Origin of the sequence: Streptomyces camelliae, from assembly GCF_027625935.1 — a bacterium.
GTDB classification, from domain to species: Bacteria; Actinomycetota; Actinomycetes; order Streptomycetales; family Streptomycetaceae; genus Streptomyces; species Streptomyces camelliae.
Genome location: NZ_CP115300.1, coordinates 4,862,897 through 4,880,141, shown reverse-complemented (window position 1 = coordinate 4,880,141; position 17,245 = coordinate 4,862,897). Strand labels below are relative to the sequence as shown.

At 71.2% G+C, this 17,245-nt stretch carries 20 protein-coding genes, 1 tRNA gene and 1 riboswitch; of the genes, 4 read left to right on the top strand and 17 right to left on the bottom strand.

What is annotated here, in order from left to right; genetic code table 11:
* Positions 1–36 precede the first annotated feature (36 nt).
* From O1G22_RS22235 to O1G22_RS22225, 3 genes are all read right to left on the bottom strand, one after another.
* Positions 37–981 (bottom strand): aldo/keto reductase, encoded by a 945-nt coding sequence (locus O1G22_RS22235; protein ID WP_270082925.1) that lies wholly within the window; start codon positions 979–981, stop codon positions 37–39.
* Positions 982–1,057: 76 nt separating this feature from the next.
* Positions 1,058–2,083 (bottom strand): M23 family metallopeptidase, encoded by a 1,026-nt coding sequence (locus O1G22_RS22230; RefSeq protein ID WP_270082924.1) that lies wholly within the window; start codon positions 2,081–2,083, stop codon positions 1,058–1,060.
* A 9-nt stretch (positions 2,084–2,092) separates the two neighbouring features.
* Positions 2,093–2,237: riboswitch (cyclic di-AMP (ydaO/yuaA leader) on the bottom strand.
* A 192-nt stretch (positions 2,238–2,429) separates the two neighbouring features.
* On the bottom strand, positions 2,430–3,647 hold the full coding sequence (locus O1G22_RS22225) for a PP2C family protein-serine/threonine phosphatase (protein WP_270082923.1): 1,218 nt from the start codon (positions 3,645–3,647) through the stop codon (positions 2,430–2,432).
* A gap of 157 nt (positions 3,648–3,804) precedes the next feature.
* Here O1G22_RS22225 and O1G22_RS22220 point away from each other — a divergent pair.
* Positions 3,805–3,878: transfer RNA gene (locus O1G22_RS22220), tRNA-Met, on the top strand.
* A 46-nt stretch (positions 3,879–3,924) separates the two neighbouring features.
* On the opposite strand, the gene O1G22_RS22215 is transcribed toward O1G22_RS22220, so the two are convergent.
* The gene (locus O1G22_RS22215; protein WP_270082922.1) at positions 3,925–5,058 is read right to left on the bottom strand and encodes a dihydrofolate reductase family protein; all 1,134 of its coding nucleotides are present in this window, start codon (positions 5,056–5,058) and stop codon (positions 3,925–3,927) included.
* 63 nt (positions 5,059–5,121) lie between these two features.
* Here O1G22_RS22215 and O1G22_RS22210 point away from each other — a divergent pair, with 63 nt between their 5' ends.
* On the top strand, positions 5,122–5,658 hold the full coding sequence (locus O1G22_RS22210; RefSeq protein ID WP_270082921.1) for a MarR family winged helix-turn-helix transcriptional regulator: 537 nt from the start codon (positions 5,122–5,124) through the stop codon (positions 5,656–5,658).
* 105 nt (positions 5,659–5,763) lie between these two features.
* Positions 5,764–6,414, top strand: coding sequence for a GTP cyclohydrolase II (locus O1G22_RS22205; protein ID WP_270082920.1), 651 nt, complete (start codon positions 5,764–5,766; stop codon positions 6,412–6,414).
* A 2-nt stretch (positions 6,415–6,416) separates the two neighbouring features.
* On the opposite strand, the gene O1G22_RS22200 is transcribed toward O1G22_RS22205, so the two are convergent.
* Together O1G22_RS22200 and O1G22_RS22195 are read right to left on the bottom strand one after the other, a co-directional pair.
* Positions 6,417–7,835, bottom strand: a complete 1,419-nt coding sequence (locus O1G22_RS22200; RefSeq protein ID WP_270082919.1) for a DHA2 family efflux MFS transporter permease subunit — start codon at positions 7,833–7,835, stop codon at positions 6,417–6,419.
* Positions 7,836–7,846: 11 nt separating this feature from the next.
* Complete coding sequence (locus O1G22_RS22195; protein WP_270082918.1) at positions 7,847–8,461, bottom strand: NADPH-dependent FMN reductase; 615 nt, start codon at positions 8,459–8,461, stop codon at positions 7,847–7,849.
* Positions 8,462–8,601: 140 nt separating this feature from the next.
* On the opposite strand from O1G22_RS22195, the gene O1G22_RS22190 reads away from it, so the two are divergent.
* Positions 8,602–9,288: a TetR/AcrR family transcriptional regulator gene (locus O1G22_RS22190; protein ID WP_270082917.1), complete on the top strand. Its 687-nt coding sequence runs from the start codon at positions 8,602–8,604 to the stop codon at positions 9,286–9,288.
* Here the strand turns inward: O1G22_RS22190 and O1G22_RS22185 are convergent.
* The 11 genes from O1G22_RS22185 to O1G22_RS22135 form a co-directional block, all read right to left on the bottom strand.
* The gene (locus O1G22_RS22185) at positions 9,285–10,220 is read right to left on the bottom strand and encodes a DUF1259 domain-containing protein (protein WP_270082916.1); all 936 of its coding nucleotides are present in this window, start codon (positions 10,218–10,220) and stop codon (positions 9,285–9,287) included. The genes O1G22_RS22190 and O1G22_RS22185 overlap by 4 nt on opposite strands.
* A 786-nt stretch (positions 10,221–11,006) precedes the next feature.
* Entirely contained in the window at positions 11,007–11,450 is a 444-nt protein-coding gene (locus O1G22_RS22180) for an NUDIX domain-containing protein (RefSeq protein ID WP_158922444.1), read from the bottom strand.
* A gap of 121 nt (positions 11,451–11,571) precedes the next feature.
* Complete coding sequence (locus O1G22_RS22175) at positions 11,572–12,300, bottom strand: hypothetical protein (RefSeq protein WP_270082915.1); 729 nt, start codon at positions 12,298–12,300, stop codon at positions 11,572–11,574.
* The gene (locus O1G22_RS22170; protein ID WP_225099810.1) at positions 12,284–13,168 is read right to left on the bottom strand and encodes an aldo/keto reductase; all 885 of its coding nucleotides are present in this window, start codon (positions 13,166–13,168) and stop codon (positions 12,284–12,286) included. The genes O1G22_RS22175 and O1G22_RS22170 overlap by 17 nt, the downstream gene beginning before the upstream one ends.
* A complete protein-coding gene (locus tag O1G22_RS22165) occupies positions 13,165–14,334 on the bottom strand; it encodes a cupin domain-containing protein (RefSeq protein ID WP_270082914.1) in 1,170 nt (389 codons plus the stop codon). The genes O1G22_RS22170 and O1G22_RS22165 overlap by 4 nt, the downstream gene beginning before the upstream one ends.
* Before the next feature lie 15 nt (positions 14,335–14,349).
* On the bottom strand, positions 14,350–14,484 hold the full coding sequence (locus O1G22_RS22160) for a hypothetical protein (protein ID WP_263636687.1): 135 nt from the start codon (positions 14,482–14,484) through the stop codon (positions 14,350–14,352).
* Between the two features lie 179 nt (positions 14,485–14,663).
* Complete coding sequence (locus tag O1G22_RS22155) at positions 14,664–14,987, bottom strand: hypothetical protein (protein ID WP_225099812.1); 324 nt, start codon at positions 14,985–14,987, stop codon at positions 14,664–14,666.
* Positions 14,981–15,388 (bottom strand): ATP-binding protein, encoded by a 408-nt coding sequence (locus O1G22_RS22150; protein WP_270086491.1) that lies wholly within the window; start codon positions 15,386–15,388, stop codon positions 14,981–14,983. Before O1G22_RS22150 ends, O1G22_RS22155 begins: the two co-directional genes overlap by 7 nt.
* A gap of 170 nt (positions 15,389–15,558) precedes the next feature.
* Positions 15,559–16,407 (bottom strand): helix-turn-helix domain-containing protein, encoded by an 849-nt coding sequence (locus tag O1G22_RS22145; protein ID WP_225099813.1) that lies wholly within the window; start codon positions 16,405–16,407, stop codon positions 15,559–15,561.
* A gap of 15 nt (positions 16,408–16,422) precedes the next feature.
* Positions 16,423–16,956, bottom strand: a complete 534-nt coding sequence (locus O1G22_RS22140; RefSeq protein ID WP_225099814.1) for a DUF6879 family protein — start codon at positions 16,954–16,956, stop codon at positions 16,423–16,425.
* Positions 16,925–17,191 carry a hypothetical protein gene (locus tag O1G22_RS22135; RefSeq protein WP_225099815.1) on the bottom strand — a complete coding sequence of 89 codons (267 nt, stop codon included), beginning with the start codon at positions 17,189–17,191 and terminating at the stop codon, positions 16,925–16,927. Before O1G22_RS22135 ends, O1G22_RS22140 begins: the two co-directional genes overlap by 32 nt.
* Positions 17,192–17,245: the final 54 nt, after the last annotated feature.

Here is a 17,245-nt window from a genome sequence, read left to right as displayed (position 1 = left end):
TCGGGCCGCGGTGGGTCCGGCACCGCCGGACGGGCATCAGGCCGACGCCGCGGTCAGCTGCGCGACCTCCTCCTCCGTCAGCCTCAGGTCCGCCACGCCCAGCAGCGCGGGGAGCTGGTCGACCGTGCGGGCCGAGGCGATCGGGGCCGTGACCGTCGGCTGGGCCGCGAGCCAGGCCAGGGCGACCGTGGCGACGGGGGCCTCGTGGGCGGCGGCGATCTCGTCCAGGGCGGCGAGGACCTTCTGGCCGCGCTCGGACTCGGCGTGCTTCTGGGCCCCTTCGGCGCGGGCGCTGTCGACCTTGGTACCGGGGCGGTACTTGCCGGTCAGGAAGCCCGAGGCGAGGGAGAAGTACGGCACCGCGGAGAGGTTCTCCTTGGCGGCCAGGTCCTGCAGCTCGCCCTCGTAGGTGTCGCGGGAGACGAGGTTGTAGTGCGGCTGGAGGGCGACGTAGCGGGCCAGGCCCTCGCGGTCGGAGAAGTCGAGGGAGGCCTGAAGGCGCTCGGCGCTGATGTTGGAGGCGGCGATGTGCCGGACCTTGCCCGCCTTCACGAGCTCGTCGAGGGCGCCGATGATCTCCTCGACCGGGACCTCGGGCTTGTCGAAGTGGGTGTAGTAGAGGTCGATGTAGTCGGTGCCCAGGCGGCTCAGGGAGGCGTCGGCGGCGGCCTTGATGTTGGCGGCGGACAGGCCCTGGAACTGCGGGTGCTGGCTGACCTTGGTGGCGATGACGACGTCGGAGCGGTTGCCGCGGGCCTTGACCCACTTGCCGATGATCGTCTCGGACTCGCCGCCCTGGTTGCCCTCGACCCAGGCGGAGTAGGAGTCGGCGGTGTCGATGAAGTTGCCGCCCGCCGCCGCGTAGGCGTCGAGGACGGCGAAGGAGGTCTCCTCGTCGGCGGTCCAGCCGAAGACGTTCCCGCCCAGGGAGAGGGGGAAGACCTGGAGGTCGGAGGAACCGAGTGTGCGCAAGGAAGTCATGCTCTGCATCAACACCGGCGGAGGATGATCGCATTCCACCGCCGGCGCCGAGTTCACACGAATGCCATGGTCCGGTTCAGGGGTTGAGGCCCTTGTCGCGCAGCCACGGCGCCGGGTCGATGGCGGTGGCCTGGCCGTTCGGGTGGACCTCCAGGTGCAGGTGCGGGCCGGTGACGTTGCCGGTGGCGCCGACCCGGCCGATGACGTCGCCGGTGGAGACCTTCTGGCCGACCGAGACGTTGATCGAGGACTGGTGGCAGAACCACAGCTCGGTGCCGTCGTCCAGGGTCAGGATGGTGCGGTAGCCGTAGGCGCCGGCCCAGCCGGCCTCGGTGATCGTGCCGCCGTGGACGGCCTTGATCAGGGTGCCGGTGGGGGCGGCGAAGTCGAGGCCGGTGTGGTAGCCGGAGGACCACATCGCGCCGGGCTGACCGAAGGTGCCGGTGATCGTGTACGACACGACGGGCAGCGTGTACTGCTTGGCCAGCTCGGCCAGCCGCGCGGCCTCGGCCACCTGCTTCGCGTCGGCCACCGCCTTGTCCTTGGCGGCGGCGGCCTGGGCGGCAGCGTCCTTCTCCGCCTTGGCGGCCGCGTCGGCGGTCTGCTTCTCGGTGGCGGCGAGCGCGGCGGCGGTGGCCTTGCTGTCGGCCTTGCTCTGCTGCTGCTCGGCCTGGGCCATGATGCGGTTGCGCAGGGCCTCGCCGGCGCCGCCGCTCTTGGTGCTGTCGGCGCTCACGCCGACGCCCGAGAGCCCGGTGCCGGTGGCCTTCGGCGCCGAGGAGGAGCCGCCGCCCTCGAAGAGGTGGGTGACGGAGTCGGGCAGGGAGATGGAGACCGGGGACTTGCCGGTGTGGGCGCTGGCCATGCCGCCCGCGCCGACCGCGGCCATGACGCCGACGCCGAGGACGGTGGAGCTGCGGGCGAAGCCGCCGCGCTGCTTGGCGACGCGGTGCCGGCCCCGGACCCGGTCGACGGAGTCCTCGGTGGGGTTCCACTCCTCCCAGGGGCCCTCGTCGGCGCGGTAGGAGCCGTAGCCGAAGCTCTCGGACTCGTCGGACGCCGGTATGAACGGGGCTTCGGGGGCAGGCCGGTTGGACGCCACGCGGGCGTACTCCTTTCCTTCCGTCGCCTACCGGGTTAGCTGACGGGTTCGGAGCGGGAAGGTCTCCTACGCGCGTATACCGACCGGTGTACGCGTGATTCACCCCAGGGTGGTGGTTCCCCGGCTCCCTTGCGGGATTCGGCGCGTGCGCACGGAGCCGCCTCTTGTGGCGGCTGGGACGACCGCGCTGCGTTATCGAACGTTAATAGACCTGCGAGTCACTTTCCAAGCCGTTCGACTTGATCATTAACGCTTTCCGGACCGGACTTACCCCGTGATTCCACGGCAAACCGGGCGAGTTGACCGCCATTCAGGAGTCTCGGCGTTTTTGATGGTGTCTCAGATGTTATGCGGACGGCGGTCGTCCGGTCACCGTGGGTGAGAGCCCGGGATGCCGTACGGCAAGCAGCGCCATGTCGTCCGTCATCCCGCCGGAGTGCCGGCGCACCTCGTCGGCGAGCGTCCCGAGCAGCGCCGCGGGACCGGGATAGGCCCGCCCGGCGAGCCGCCGTTCGGGGTCGTAGAACCGGCCGAGGGCGTCCCGGGCCTCGGACAGCCCGTCGGTGTACAGCAGCAGGGTCGCCCCGTCCGGGAAGCGCTCCTCCATGACCTCGTCGGGCCATATTCCGAGGTCGCCCATGCCGAGCGGCAGCGCGGGCTCGGGGGCGGCCAGGGTGCGCAGGGTGCCGTCGGCGTACAGCAGCAGCGGGGGCGGATGGCCGCGGCTGAGGACCCGTACCAGCCCGTCGCCGTGCGGGAGTTCGGCGAGGACGGCGGTGGTGAAGCCCTCGAAGGCGTCGACGGCCTCGCGCCGGGTGCCCTCGCGGGCCAGCGCCCGCTCCAACCGCTGCGCCACCGCCTCCAGCGTGTCCTCCCGCTCGGCGGCCTCCCGGAACGCGCCGATCACCACGGCGACGGCGGCGACCGCACCCATGCCCTTGCCGCGCACGTCCCCGACGATCAGCCGGACGCCGTACGGGCTGTCCTGCACCGCGTACAGGTCGCCGCCGATGAACGCGTCCTGCCGGGCCGCCTCGTAGCAGGCGGCGATCTCGAAGCCGCCGATCCGCGCGGCGGGCTCCGGCAGTACGGCCCGCTGGGCGGCCTCGGCGATCTCCCGGGCGGAGGCGAGCCGCCGGTCACCGAGCCGGACGACCCGGTTGATGGCGACGGCCAGCAGAGCGACCGAGGCCACGGTGACGACGTCCGTGACGACACCCGCGGCCGAGTGCTCGCCGCCCCGGGAGCGCACCGCGTACATCGCGACGACGGCCGCGGCACCGGTCAGCACGGTGGTGCGCAGCGAGGACAGGGGCGCGGCGATCAGCGGGGCGGCCGTGAAGAACGGTACGGCGGTGAACTCCCTCGGGGTGAGCAGGCCGTACAGCACCCCGCCGGCGATCAGCAGCGCGGGCAGGGCGCGGGCCAGTGAGCGGGGGGTGAGGCGGCGCGGGCGCGGCGGCGCGGTCTCGTCGCCGAGGCCCGGGTCGGGCACGGGGTCACCGGGCAGCCGTCCCCCCGCCCAGGCATACGTCCGCTCCTCCTCCACCTCTCCAGGGCCCACCGCTCGTCTCCCACGTGTCCGACGTACGGTCCAGACTGGCCGCCCCGGGCCGTCCGGGCGACCTCGGCTGACCCGAGCGGATGACACCGCGCGACGCCTCCGCGATCAACCGGTGTGCGAACAGTCCTGCACATGGGGTACTCTGGAGTCACAACGACGCGGGGTGGAGCAGCTCGGTAGCTCGCTGGGCTCATAACCCAGAGGTCGCAGGTTCAAATCCTGTCCCCGCTACTGAAGGCTCAGGGCCCGGAATCCAGTGGATTCCGGGCCCTGAGTGTTATCCGGCCAAGTGCCGGTTCGGCGCCTTCGCCTGCTCCTCGTACTCCGGCAGTACGACCACTTCGGCGCCCGCCGTCACCAGCACCCCGCTCCCGTCCGCGGCTTCCACGAAAGTGTCCGGCTCACGCCAGGCCGTCACCACCCGCCGCACCCCCGCCCGCAGGATCAGCTCGGCGCACGGCGCGGGCCGGGACGCGCGCCGGGCACAGGGCTCCAGGCTGCTGTACACCGTGGCGCCGGCCAGCCGGGGGTCGGCCGGGGCGATCTTGGCCAGCGCGGCCTCCTCCGCGTGGACCACGGGGTCGTCGCCCTCGCGCGAGTGGCCGCGCGCCAGCTCCGTGCCGTCGGCCGCGACCACCACCGCGCCGACGCTGAACGCCGTCTCGGAGGGCGGGCACAGGGCGGCGAGTTCGCAGGCGGTGCGCAGCCAGTGGCGGTCGGCGGCGGAGGGGACGGGGCCGGTGCCGGGGGCGGTGGGCTCGTAGCGCATGAGGACGACGTCCTCGATACGGCGGGTCTCGACCAGGCGCAGGCGGCCGGCCTGGTAGGCCCCGGGGCCGAACAGCCTCGGCGCCGCCGGGTCGCCGACGAGGAGGGGCGCGAGGACCAGCTGGAGTTCGTCGGCGAGGCCCTGCTGGAGCAGCTGGGTGTGGACGGTGCCGCCGCCCTCGACCATCAGGCGCCGCACTCCGCGCACCACGCGCAGGTGCTCCAGCAGGGCCCGCCAGTCGAGGCCGGGGCCGAGCGGGACGACCTCGGCGGTGTCGCCGAGGAGGCGGGCGGCGCGCTCGGCGCCCGAGTCGGTCGTATAGACGATCTTCTCGCCGCCGGTGTGCCAGAACTGCGCGGCCGGGTCGAGGTCGCCGGAGGCGGTGACCGTCACCTTCAGCGGATACTCCGGCCTGCCCGCCGCGACGCGGGCCGCCCGGCGCTCGGCGGAGTTGACCAGCAGCCGCGGGTTGTCGGCGCGGATCGTGCCGGCGCCGACGAGGATGGCGTCGGACGCGGCCCGCACGGCGTCGACCCGGTCGAAGTCGGCCGGGCTGGACAGCAGCAGGCGCTCGGGGCCGGTGTCGTCCAGGTAGCCGTCGAGGGAGACGGCGGCGGACAGCAGTACATACGGGTACGACATCGGCGGGTCTCCCTGTGAACTGGGCCTCTTGGTTCAAGTTTGAAACAAACCTACACTGGCTGCATGACGACCCGCTGGCTCAGCCCCGAGGAGCAGCGCGCCTGGCGCGCCTACATCGCCGCGACCCACCTCCTGGAGGACGCGATCGACCGGCAGCTCCAGCACGAGGCCGGCATGCCCCACCTGTTCTACTCCGTGCTGGCCAATCTCTCCGAGGCGCCGGAGCGGCGGCTGCGCATGACCGATCTCGCCGAGTCGCTGAAGATCACGCGCAGTCGGCTCACCTATGCGGTGACCCGCCTTGAGCGGGACGGGCTGGTGCGGCGGGAGGACTGCCGCTGGGACAAGCGCAGCAGCATCGCCGTGCTGACGGACGAGGGGATGGCGGTGCTGGAGCAGGCGGCGCCCGGGCATGTGGAGACCGTGCGCGGCATCCTCTTCGACCGGCTCACGCCCGAGCAGGTGGGGCAGCTGGAGGAGATCTTCACCGGGGTCGCGCGGGGGCTGCAGGACGAGAACCCCGAGGCCGGGTCCGGGGCGGGGGATGTGCCGTGGCGGCGCCGGTCGTCGTGCTCGTCGTCCCGGCCGCCCGCACCCTGAGCCGGATCCCACGGAAACCAATTGCTTTAACTTTTAAGCAGGGGTAGGGTCTCCTCGTCTCACTGCTTCAAAACTGAAGCACCAGCCCGCCCCGGAGGGACCCGCATGTCCGACACCCCCGCCGCCACGCCGCGCTCCCGTGTCCGGGTACCGCTGCGCTTCCACGACGGCTACAGCGTCGACACCGAACTCGTCACCTTTCACGGCCTGGCCGACGGCCAGGAACACGTCGCCGTAGTCCTCGGCGATCCGGCCCCGGGCTCCGTCCCGCTGGTACGGCTGCACTCCGAGTGCCTCACCGGTGACGTCTTCGGCTCGGCCCGCTGCGACTGCGGCCCGCAGCTGCGCGAGGCCGTCGAGCGCATCGCCGAGCACGGCGGGGTGCTGCTCTACCTCCGCCAGGAGGGCCGCGGCATCGGCCTCTACAACAAGCTCGACGCGTACGCGCTGCAGGACCAGGGCCTCGACACCTACGAGGCGAACGCCGCGCTCGGCCTGCCGGAGGACGCCCGCGACTACACCGCCGCCGCGCAGATGCTCGCCGCCCTCGGCATCGGGGAGCTGGACCTGCTGTCCAACAACCCCGACAAGGCCGAGCAGTTGCGCACCCTGGGCCTCGCCGTCCGGGACCGGGTGCCGACCGGCGTCTTCACCACGGCCCACAACGTCCGCTACCTGCGCGCGAAGGTCCTCCAGACCCAGCACACGCTGCCGCTGGCGGAGCTGACGGACCTCGTGGAGCGCAACGCGGGCTGACGTCACGGCCGGCGACGGCCCGGAAGGCGCAGGGCCGGGAGGAGCGACAGGGACAGCAGGGCCGCGGCCACCGCGTAGGTGACGCGGAAGCCCGCCGGGTCCTGGCCCGCCGCGCCCAGGACCACCGAGAGCACCGCCGTGCCCACCGACGCCGCCAGCTGGGAGTTGATGCTGAGCGCGGTGCTCGCCGCCGGCATCCGGTCCACGGGCAGCTCCCGGGTCGCGGTCGTCATCGTCGGCATCAGCACCGTGCCGACACCGGCGCCCATCACCATGGCCGAGGCGACGAACCGCCAGGCCGCCACCCCGGGCACGCCCGCCTGCCAGGCCAGCAGCGCCATCCCGAGGGCGGCCAGCGCGACACCGGCCGGGATCAGCCGGCGCGGGGACACCTGGTCGACCCGGCGCGCCGCGAACTGCATCGCCGTACCGACGACGAGTCCCGTCGGAGCGCCCAGCAGCCCGGCGGCCGTCGCGCTCAGCCCCCGCTGCTGCTGCCAGTACAGCGGGCCGAGCAGCATCGAGCCGAAGTAACCGCAGGTGAACAGGGCGAGGGTGGTGACGCCCGCGGCGAAGGTACGGTCGCGCAGGAGCCGTAGGTCCAGCAGCGGTTCGCGCACGGTCAGCGCCCGGCGGACGAAGGCGGCCGTCAGGGCGGCTCCCGCGAGGGTGGGCAGCAGGGCGCCGGGGGCGGTGAAGTCGCCGCGTTCGCCGCCGCGCGCGAGGCCGTAGAGGAGCAGGGCGAGGCCCGGCGAGAGCATCAGCAGGCCGGGGACGTCCAGGCGGGCGGCGGCGCGCGTCCCCGCGTCCGGTGTGTCGCGCGGCAGCAGTCGTACCGCGAGTGCCAGGGCGAGCAGGCCCACCGGCAGGTTCACCAGGAAGATCCAGTGCCAGGACGCGGCGTCGACCAGCCAGCCGCCCAGCACCGGGCCGACCACCGGCCCGACCAGGATGGGCAGCCCGCCCACGGCCATCGCGCGGCCGAGCCGGCGCCGGTCGGCGACCCGCATCACCATCGTCATCCCGACCGGCTGGAGCAGCCCGCCGCCCAGCCCCTGCACCGCGCGGAAGGCGATGAGGCTGCCCGCGTCCCAGGCGCACGCGGCGAGCAGGGAGCCGAGCGTGAACAGGACCAGCGCGGTCATGTACGTGCGCCGGGCGCCGATCCGGGCCATCGCCCAGGCGGCGACCGGGATGACGGCGGCGAGCGCGAGCGTGTACGCGGTGGCGGTCCACTGGATGGTCTCCAGCGGGGCACCGAAGGACTCCGACAGCGAGCGCATCGCGACGTTCACGATCGTCATGTCGAGCACGGCCATCATCGAGCCGATGACGGTCACGGCGAGCGTGCGCCGCAGCACGGTGGCCGGGCCCGGTGGTACGAGGCCCGCCGGTGCCGCGACCCGGGTGGTGCCGCTCATCTCCGCCCCCCTCAGCCCGCGTACGGACGTTCGGCGCGGGCGGCCCGCAACGCCCGTCCCCACCAGGCGAGTTGGCCGAGCATGCCCTTGGCGGCGCCGGTGCAGACGTCGGCGTCGCGCGGGGTGCCGTCCGCGCCGAGGCCGGACCAGGGCCCGTGCAGGCTGACCGAGTCGCGCACGGTCGTCGCGTGCAACTCGGCGAAGACCAGCCGCAGTTGCTCGACCGCGCGCAGCCCGCCGCCGAGACCGCCGTACGACACGAAGCCGACCGGCTTGGCCTGCCACTGGGCGTGGTGCCAGTCGATGAAGTTCTTCAGGGACGCCGGGAAGCTGTGGTTGTACTCCGGCGTGACGACGACGAACGCGTCGGCGGCGGCGAGCCGCGGCGAGACGCCCGCCAGCACGGCGGCGGTCTCGGGGTCCGGCGCGCCGCCCCAGCCGGGCAGTACGAGCGGCAGGTCCACCTCGGCGAGGTCGATGACGTCGAGGTCGAGGCCGGGGTCGTCGGCGGCGGCCCCGAGGAACCAGTCCGCCACGGCCCGGCCCTGCCGGCCCTCCCGGACGCTGCCGACGACGACGGCGACGCGGAGCGGCTTGTCGTGGTGTTCGTTGCTGGTGACAGACACAGGTGTCCCCCAATTCTCCTGGCGGCCGGCCGCTCGGCGCGGCCTTCTGCCCAGCAAGGTACAACGGCCGTTGTAGAAATGACAACGCCCGTTGTAATTCAGCTAGAGTGGCTGGCACCACGGGAGGCAAGGAGGCGGGTGTGAGCGAAACGAACGCGTCCCGGATGGAACGGGCACAGCGCGAGGTCTCACCACGCAAGCTGGAGAAGCAGATCGCCATCGCGGGCGCGGCCTGCACGGTCTTCGGCCGCGAGGGCTACGCACGCGCCTCGGTCGACGCGCTCGCCGCCGAGGCCGGCGTCTCCACGCGCACGCTCTACAACCACTTCCCCGGCGGCAAGGCGCAGCTCTTCCAGACCGTGGTGACCTGGACGTCCAGCGAGGTCCGCGACGCCCAACTGGCCCGGCTGCACGCGGTGCTGGACCCGGAGCGGCCGCCGCACGCCGACGACCTGGAACGCGACCTGGTCGCGCTGGCCCGCGCGTTCGTGGGCCTGATGACCGACTACCCGAACCACTTCGCCCTGGTCCGGCACATCCACGCCGAGGCCGACCACGTACCGCCGGACGTCCTCAAGGCCTGGCACGAGGCCGGCCCGGAGCCGGTCGGCCGGGCGGTCGCCGAGGCGATGGCCCACCTCGCGGACGCCGGCCTGCTCGACCCGCACGGCGATGCGGCCATGACCGCCGCCCACTTCATGGCCCTGACCTCGCACACGATCGTCCAGTCCACCCACTACGGCGTCCTGCCCCTGCCCCCGGCGGAGACGGACCGTCTGGTCAGCGGCGGGGTGGCGGCATTCCTGCGGGCCTATGGACGGGCCTAGACACTGCGAGGTGCGTGGAGCTGGTCCAGGCCCGCGCGCAGGTCGCGGGCGAGCGTGGTGGCGTCGCCCGTCTTCCAGAAGTGCAGGTAGAACAGGCGCGGCTGCTCGTAGAGCAGGTGGTTGTGCAGCTCGATGACCGTCAGGCCGTGCGAGCGCAGGGCCTTGATCACGGGGTTGACCTGGTCGGCGGTCATGGTGAAGTCGCCGTTGACCGCCGCCCGGCCACCGCCGAGCGGCTGGAACATCAGCAGCGTCGAGGTCTCCATCAGGTACGGCAGCGTGATGCCGGCGCGGGTGTCGGTGACCGGCCGGGAGACCGGGACGTGGTACTGGAGCACGCCGTTCTCGTTGTCGCCCTTCGTGCCGATGATCCGGTCGAGCGCGCCGGTGTCGAGCGCGACGGGACGCTCGCCGACCGCTTTCTGGCCGAGCGGGATGTGGGTGGTGGCGAGAGCGGAGTGCACGGTGCGGGCGATGGCCACGGGGTCGCCCAGGGCCCAGTAGTGCATCCACCACAGCGGCGGGGTCTCGTCCTGGAGATGCTTGTGCAGCGCGGTGACCTCCACGCCGCCCCGCTGGAGGCGGTCGGCGACCGCACCCACCTCGCTGCCGGTGAGGGTGACTTCCCCGATCATCAGCGCCCGGCCGCCGCCGGCGGGATGGAAGGACGCCTCGGCGTTCAGTTCCATGGCCGGGTTCTCGGTCACCTGGGCATTGACCACGTGCAGGTCGGTGCGCAGCCACTCGGCGGTGTGCACGTCCTGGGCCTCGGTGGTCAGGGGCCGGCCGATCGCGCGGCCCACGGCGTTCCAGTCGGTGCCGCGCGCCTGGCCGGAGGCCGTACCCAGGGCGAGAGCGAGGATGGTGGCCAGGGCCACGGCACCTGCGGCGACGATCATGGCGGGGCGCCGGGACAGCTCTTGGTGAGCCATGCGTGCCTCCTGGTCGCGTCGACGGGTCACCTGAAGGCTGGTGTCACTCCTTCCCCAGGGCACCACGTACCGGCCCGCTCCGCGCGCCGAGCCCAGAATCCGCGCTCACCGACGATCCGGCTGCCACCGCCCTTTCGTCCGAGCCGGGCGGACCGCCTGCCGAACGAGTCAATGAAGACATCCACGGCAGACGGCCCACTCGTGGGGTACTCTGCCTGACCCCATACCTACGGGTATCCGCCGAACCGGCGCCCAAGCACGTTCCGCAGGCCACGAGAGCTCCCGCACACGCACGAGCCCGAAAACACGACAGCGCCCGAGCCGACCGAAGCCGACCCGGGCGCTGCGTAGCAGGTCAGAGGGGGTGATCCCTCCCCTGCAGCCGTAGGCCCTGTGGGACTCGAACCCACAACCAATGGATTAAAAGTCCTGGCCAAGGCTTGCCGGGTGGTTCCGGGTGCTGCCTCGGCGTCCGGTAACGCCTGGTCAGGGCACATCCGGAATGATCGCCAGTCTGTCCCATGTCGGCTCGTGCCGCACCGTCCGCTCACGCATCGCTCACGCAAAAGGGCCCGCTGACCAGTACGTTCAGTACCGATGTGAGCGCTGCTGCAGCGGCGACCACGGCCACCAGGTGAAGCCCCTCTCGATCGGCTACCGGAACCGTGCCTCGAAGCCAAAGCCCCGTCCGTCGCATCGATGGACGGAGCCTTCGGCCTGCACGTGGCCACAGTCGAGAGCCGACCTGCGCCAGCATCTGCCCTGATTTACGACCGATCAGGGCAGCTACCGCCAGCCGTCAAGGGAGATCTCCGGACCACCCGTGAGATATCGGCGGAGGGCGCTCGCCGTGGTTTCTACGAACGCCTCCGGGATAGCCTCAGCGCTGACCCAGCAGACCTGGGTGTGCTTGCTCGGTTCTCGGTTCTCGGGCTCGCCCGTCCATTCGTGGGCGGCGAAGACGACGGTGAGGAAGCCATTGGGGGCTTCGACACCCCAGGCACCGTGGATGATGTGGGCGACCTTCAGGGAGTGCGGCTTCACGGTTAGGCCGGTTTCCTCGTACAGCTCGCGTACGGCGGTCTCTGTGATGGGCTCGCCGGGTTCGCTTTTGCCGACGGGGAGGTCCCACATGCCCTGTGCGAACTTGGCGTTCTGGCTGCGTTGGAGGAGGACGACGCGGTTGGTGGCCTTGTCGTGGACGATGACTGCGGCAACGAGGAGGGTCATGGATTCGACCGCTCTCACCTCGTCCTCTCGTATGTCGCGTCCACGTACTCCTTCACCGGGCCCGCAAGTTCCTTGTAGAACGGCGTGCGGTCGGCAGCCTGGAGAACCCGGGCGCAGATGGTCAGTTCTGCCACGCGTGCGGCTGGGGTGTCGAGGATGTGGCCGAGGGTCTGGCGGACACGGGCGGCCTTGGCGGGGTGTGGAGGGAGTAGAGGTAGAACTGGGCGGCGTCGAAGCCGACCGGGGCTTGTCCCCAGCCTTCCCAGTCCAGGATGGTGAGGTCGGGACCGGCGAGGTTTGACCAGTGGAAATCGCCATGGGCTGTGGACCACTCGATCTGACCGATATCGCAGCCTGTGTATTCGGGGATGGCCCGGCGGATGTACTCCTCGCGTACGGCGATGCGTTCGGTGGGGACTTCGGCAAGGCAGTCGAGTGCGGTCCGCAGCTTCGTCCACCATGTCTTGGGGAGGGCCGGGTCGTGTTCGAGGACCGGTGAGCGGGAGATGACGGTGGCGTCCGTGTGCTGATACAGCTCGGCTCGGTACGCCCAGCCGGCGGCCTGCCAGTCGTGGACGTCGTGGAGGACAGGGCGGGGGATCGCGGGAGGAAGCAGTTCCTGGGCGGTCTTCGGGCCGTCCCAGAGTTTCCCGTGCGCCTTGTCGGGGTGCTCCGCGACGACGCGGAGCCAGCCGGTGCCTTGCGCGCTGGTCACGGCGCCGGAGAGGGTCCGGCCGGCGTAGCCCCAGATGGGTCCCTCGGCGAGGTCGGTCAAGGCGAGAGCGGTGCACGCAGAGATCCTGGCGTTACGCATGCGCTGGGCGGTGGCGTCGTCAGGCGCCGAGAACATCGATCACCTCGTGCAGGGTCTTGTCCGGGAGCGGAGGTAAAGCAAGGACGCGCTGGGCGGCCTCCCAGTGTTGCGCGTTCCCGGACCCCAGGAGGACGTGATTCACCCCTGGGGTGTACGCGGTGACACGCAGGGCGGCCTCGGCCGGGGTGGTGCCTGGGTCGATGAGTTGGGCGAGTTCGTCCGTGACCATGGTGGGGAGTTCTCCGCCATGCAGGGGGGCGGAAATGAACGTGTCCAGGCCGGCTGCGGTTGCCTCAGCCAGGGGGCCGGTGCCCTCCAGGGCCTGGGCGACCGGTTTGAGCATGACCAGTGAGACGGGGAGCTGGATGGCGGACAGATGATGGCCGCGGCCTCCGCAGTGGGTGGCGATTTTGAGGAGGTCGGCGACGCTGAACGCGCCGTCGAAGCCGGTCCAGGTGGCGACGCCGTAGCCTCCGATCCGTCCGGCGCGGGCCTCGGCTTCGAGGGCGGTGAAGGCGCTGGTGATGGCGTCGTGAGGGCGGCCGGCTTGTTCGGGGTTGTGGACGAAGACGATGTCCGGCACGCGGCCCAGCTCGGCGCGGTTGTGGTGGCTCTGCCAGGCGACGTAGCGGTGTGTGAGGCAGTGGCCGGAAGCGGCTTCGGCCGGTGTGACGACGCCCGCGTCGCTGGCGGCTGCCGCAATGTCGGGGGTGAAGAATCCGACCTTCGTCGACACACGCAGGTCCCGGTTCCCGGCGAGCACCGGCTGAAGCTCGGCCTGGGCACGGCCGTGGTGGTAGTTGGGGGCGGTGTCGATCCAGGATGCCCCGCAGGCGACCGCGGCGACGGCCGCCTGCGGGATGTCCCGGCACCGGTACGTTCCCAGTGCGAGGTCGGGGCTCACGGCTCGCTCACCACCGCGACGTTTGCGTGGACCAGTTCCGTCACGAGCCCGGCGACTTGTCCGACCGTGAGGCCGCTCGTTTCCGCGAGGTGCCCCAGCGGCGCCGAGGCGCCGTCGAGGAGCGGGGACAGCACAGCGCGTACGGGCGGGGCGAACGTCCACTCTTCGCCGCCGGCGAGGAGCACGACCTGGTCCTGATGGTTGTCGGTGAGCTGGGCTCGGGCTGTGGTGAGCCGGACATGCAGGTCGTCGCGCGCCGGTACGGCGTCGAGGAAGGGCAGTGACGGCATGGGGCGGCCCGGTTCGATGCCGTCCCTGGCGGTGAGGAAGTCTGCGATCGCACCGTCGTGGAGGGCGTCCGTGACTTCCTTGCGGAGGAGTTCGAGGTAGGCGGCCTGTTCCTGCGGCGGGGCGAAGACGGGCAGGTGCGCGCGTACGGTTTCCGAGGTCCGCAGCCGGTCCGAGAGCCAGCCCAGCGGATCTGCGCCGGTCGTGGTCTGGAGTCCGCACGTCAGGTGCAGGGATCGGCCCTCGGTGGCCGCCACCGCGTGCCACCAGCCCCGGGGCAGGTAGAGCATGTCGCCGGCGCGCAGGATGATCTCCTCGATGGGCTCGTCTGCCGGAGGCTGTGGGGCTTCGGTGTCACGGTGGAGCGGGTTGGTCCGGGTCGGCCCGTACAGGCGCCACCGCTTGGCTCCTTCGAGTTGGACCACGATGACGTCGTGATCGTCCCAGTGGGTTCCGAAGCCCTCCGTCGCGGTCCAGGAGGCGTACACGTTGATCTGAACGCGGCCCCGGAAGACCGCTTCGAGGGCCTGTGCCAGGCATTCGGCGGGCTGGTGGAGTTCATCCACGGCGTCCAGGACCAGTGAGGCACCGTCGAGGAGCTGGCCGTGCAGCCGCGAGGGCTGGATGCGCTGCCACACCACGTTCCTGCGGGTGGTGACGGCGGTGGCGTAGCGCTGCCACGGGATGAGTTCCCCGTCGCGGTGAAGGCGGAGGCGAGGCGGTTCAAGGCGGCCCCGGCCGATGACGGTGTTGAGGTCGCCCCATGTCAGGACGGAGGAGAAGTCGGCGACGCTGCGCCAGATGCGGTAGGTGCGGCCGAAGGCCCCGGTGGGGAAGTCCCCACCGAGGCGTTCGACCACCTTCGAGAAGGCGGTCACTTCTGTCGGCTCCGCTCAGTCGTTGGTGTCGGAGACGCCGGTCGAGCCGCCGTCGGACGGCTGCTCCGCACGGGAGCGGGCGGCGGCGATGGACTTCCGGGAGACGATCAGCCCGTCCTCGGCGGGCTCCATGACGACGTTCTCGGGCATCGTGCACTCCTGTTTCTCTCGGCTTCCTCCCGCTCAGTCAGAGCGAGAGGTTTTGGGCAGATCCGCTGTGCCGGTTGCAGTCAGCGGTCTGGAGCGGCGCCCGCCCACCTGGGGGGAGACGAGAGGACGCCGTACCGCCCGGGGCTGTCCTTCGGTACACCGGGCGGGGTCTGTGGGTACTACAGGGAGGCCCGCAGGCCCTCCAGGACGAGCGAGAGCAGCGCCGTGTCCGGCCGGGTGGCCTCGACGGCGGCTCGCCCGTCGGCGTGCCACTGCGCGAGTCGTTCGTGCCACGCGGCCTCGGCGCGCATGACTTCGGTACGGATATCTGCCAGCGCCAGATCGGTTTCCGTGCGCAGCCGCACGAGGTCGGCGGGTGTCAGGCGCAGGGTGCGGACGGTGATCCTGCCCTGCGTGCGCCGGGGTACAGCCAGCTCCACGCATCGCTCCGGATCGGCGACGCCCGCCAGCTCGTCTTCTGGCAGCAGTCGCAAGGTCAGCATGGCGGGACTGCCAGCTCCGCCCAGACGGTTTTGCCCCAGCGCTTTCGGTCATAGCCCCAGCGGTGTGACAGCGCGTCGATCAGTACGAGGCCACGCCCGGTTTCATCGCCGCCGGCGGCCGGACCCATTTTCGGCAGGGCGTGGGATTTGTCGGTGACGCCGATCCGTACGAGATCGTTCGTGACGCGTCGGACGGACACCCGAATCAGACGGCACGGGGTGTGGCGGACTGCGTTGCCCACCAGCTCGGAGACGATCAGTGTGCCCGCACCGGCCATCTCGCCTATGCCCCAGGTGTTCAGCGCGGCCGAGACGAGCCGCCGGGCACGGCGGGCCATCTCGGGCTCGCAGGGGAGGGTTTCGGTGTAACCGGCCGGTCCGACTGTGGTGGGTCTGGTCATGACGCTCACGGGGTCGTCTCCTCGGGGCTGGACGTCCCACCCGCAACAGGGGGTGCGAGCGGGACTCTCCTCCACTGCCGCCGAGGGGAGCCTGGCCTGCCCGGCGACGTCAACGACCGTACGGAGAGCCGGAGTTTTGCCTCAACGAAATTGCGGGGAATTGCGCAATGTCATCCGAGGGAGTCGATCGCCGCGTTGATCAGAGCGCGGGCGGCGTTGCCGTGGACAGCCATCTTCGTCAGCTCACCGAACGCCTTGCGATAGTCGGCAAGTTCGCGCGGTTGCACCACGTTGACCTCGGCCGTGAGGGTTTCCACGACGCTGCGTGTGCCGTCATGGAGGTAGAACGCCTCCAGCGGCCACATGGTCCTCTGCACGGTGAAGGGGATGACGCCCAGGGAGACGGAAGGGAGCGGCATCACGGCCAGCAGATGCCTCAGCTGTCCGGCCATCGTCTCGGCGTCGCCCACGCGGTAGCGCAGGACGCACTCCTCCATGAGCACGATGAACCGGTGTCCGCCCTCGTACAGGAACCGGCTCCGGGCGACGCGGGCCGCGACGGCCTCCGAGACGTCGTTGGGGGTTCCCTGGAAGTCGGTGATGGCTTCCATCAGGGCTGTGGCGTACGCGGGGGTCTGGAAGAAGCCGGGTACGACGTTGGAGACGTACGCGCGTGTGACGCCGGTCTGCGCGTAGAGGCCGTAGAAGTGCTCCTGGGTCTTGCGCATGCCCATCCGGTGGCTCCTGCGCCACTCCACGTACATCGAGTCGACGGCGCGGGCCGTGGCGATCAGGTCGTCGGCCTGGTCAGCGGCGCCACAGGCAGCGCACCAGGCGCGGATGTCCACGTCGGTGGGCTGTACCTCGGCTTTTTGGATGCGGGTGGTTTTCGCGGGGTGCCAGCCGCACCGGGCGGAGAGTTCCTTCCCGGTGAGGCCGGCGTCCTTGCGAAGGTGCGTCAGGCGCACGGCGAGCGCTTCACGGGCGGCCTGAGCGCTGGACGAGGGAGAGGCGGGCATGGGCCGGAGCGGGGGTCAGACGGCGTACTTCTCGTGGTCGACGGCACGCTCCCACACGGCCTCGAAAGCGTCGGAGCACAGCTTGACCACGGCGGGGTCCTCGCTGAATTCCTTGGGTGGATCGGCCCAATCGCCGTCCCCGGTGAAGATGTTGAACTGCACCAGGCGGTCGTCGAACAGCCAGAAGTCGGCTCCCGGCAGGGCGATGTCCACGGCCCGACGGCGGGGCAGCCAGCGCACCAGTTCACCCGCCTCGACGTTCAGCGGGGTGGCGGCGTGTTCCCAGCGGATGTAGTCCGTCACGGGCTCGGAGACGATCCTGGCTCGACGCATCACCACGCCACGGCCGACAGCCTCCCGCACCATGCCCAGCCAGCCAGGCCACCACCGCGCCGTCGGATCGAGATCGACGTGGCCGGTGCGCTTGAACTCCTCGAACTCCTGCGCCTCGTCACCGACGCCGTACGCGTCGCGCATCTCCAGGTGCACCGCGCTGCGGCGGGTACCGGCCAGCAGCTCAGCGAAGCTCGGCACGCCGCTCTGCGACATCGCACGCCTCCCTCAGAATCGGCACCATGCGGGCCGGAATGCGGATCACCGTCTCGTGGGCGGGGATCCCCACCGCGTGACCGGCGACCCACTCCGTACCGCTGACCAGTGCCTCCAGCGCTTCCTCGGCCTTGACGCCCTGGAGGACCAGGTCAGCCGTCTCCTCTTCCACCCACACCGTCGGCGACCCCTCGCCCCCGGTGTTGGGGTCGATCCCGATGAACTGTAGGTCCACGATGCCCTCCCAGATCAAGTCGGTTGCGCGTTCTTGCGTGCGACGCTTCCGAAG

Bases quoted from the DNA above. Each gene is read 5' to 3' on its own strand.
- O1G22_RS22175 (WP_270082915.1), bottom strand. From the start codon at position 12,300: ATGTTCTCGGCGCCTGACGACGCCACCGCCCAGCGCATGCGTAACGCC.
- O1G22_RS22200 (WP_270082919.1), bottom strand. From the start codon at position 7,835: ATGAGCGGCACCACCCGGGTCGCGGCACCGGCGGGCCTCGTACCACCG.
- O1G22_RS22205 (WP_270082920.1), top strand. From the start codon at position 5,764: ATGTCCGACACCCCCGCCGCCACGCCGCGCTCCCGTGTCCGGGTACCG.
- O1G22_RS22160 (WP_263636687.1), bottom strand. From the start codon at position 14,484: ATGCCCGAGAACGTCGTCATGGAGCCCGCCGAGGACGGGCTGATCGTC.
- O1G22_RS22210 (WP_270082921.1), top strand. From the start codon at position 5,122: ATGACGACCCGCTGGCTCAGCCCCGAGGAGCAGCGCGCCTGGCGCGCC.
- O1G22_RS22155 (WP_225099812.1), bottom strand. From the start codon at position 14,987: ATGCTGACCTTGCGACTGCTGCCAGAAGACGAGCTGGCGGGCGTCGCC.
- O1G22_RS22185 (WP_270082916.1), bottom strand. From the start codon at position 10,220: ATGGCTCACCAAGAGCTGTCCCGGCGCCCCGCCATGATCGTCGCCGCA.
- O1G22_RS22180 (WP_158922444.1), bottom strand. From the start codon at position 11,450: ATGACCCTCCTCGTTGCCGCAGTCATCGTCCACGACAAGGCCACCAAC.
- O1G22_RS22150 (WP_270086491.1), bottom strand. From the start codon at position 15,388: ATGACCAGACCCACCACAGTCGGACCGGCCGGTTACACCGAAACCCTC.
- O1G22_RS22235 (WP_270082925.1), bottom strand. From the start codon at position 981: ATGACTTCCTTGCGCACACTCGGTTCCTCCGACCTCCAGGTCTTCCCC.
- O1G22_RS22145 (WP_225099813.1), bottom strand. From the start codon at position 16,407: ATGCCCGCCTCTCCCTCGTCCAGCGCTCAGGCCGCCCGTGAAGCGCTC.
- O1G22_RS22140 (WP_225099814.1), bottom strand. From the start codon at position 16,956: ATGTCGCAGAGCGGCGTGCCGAGCTTCGCTGAGCTGCTGGCCGGTACC.
- O1G22_RS22215 (WP_270082922.1), bottom strand. From the start codon at position 5,058: ATGTCGTACCCGTATGTACTGCTGTCCGCCGCCGTCTCCCTCGACGGC.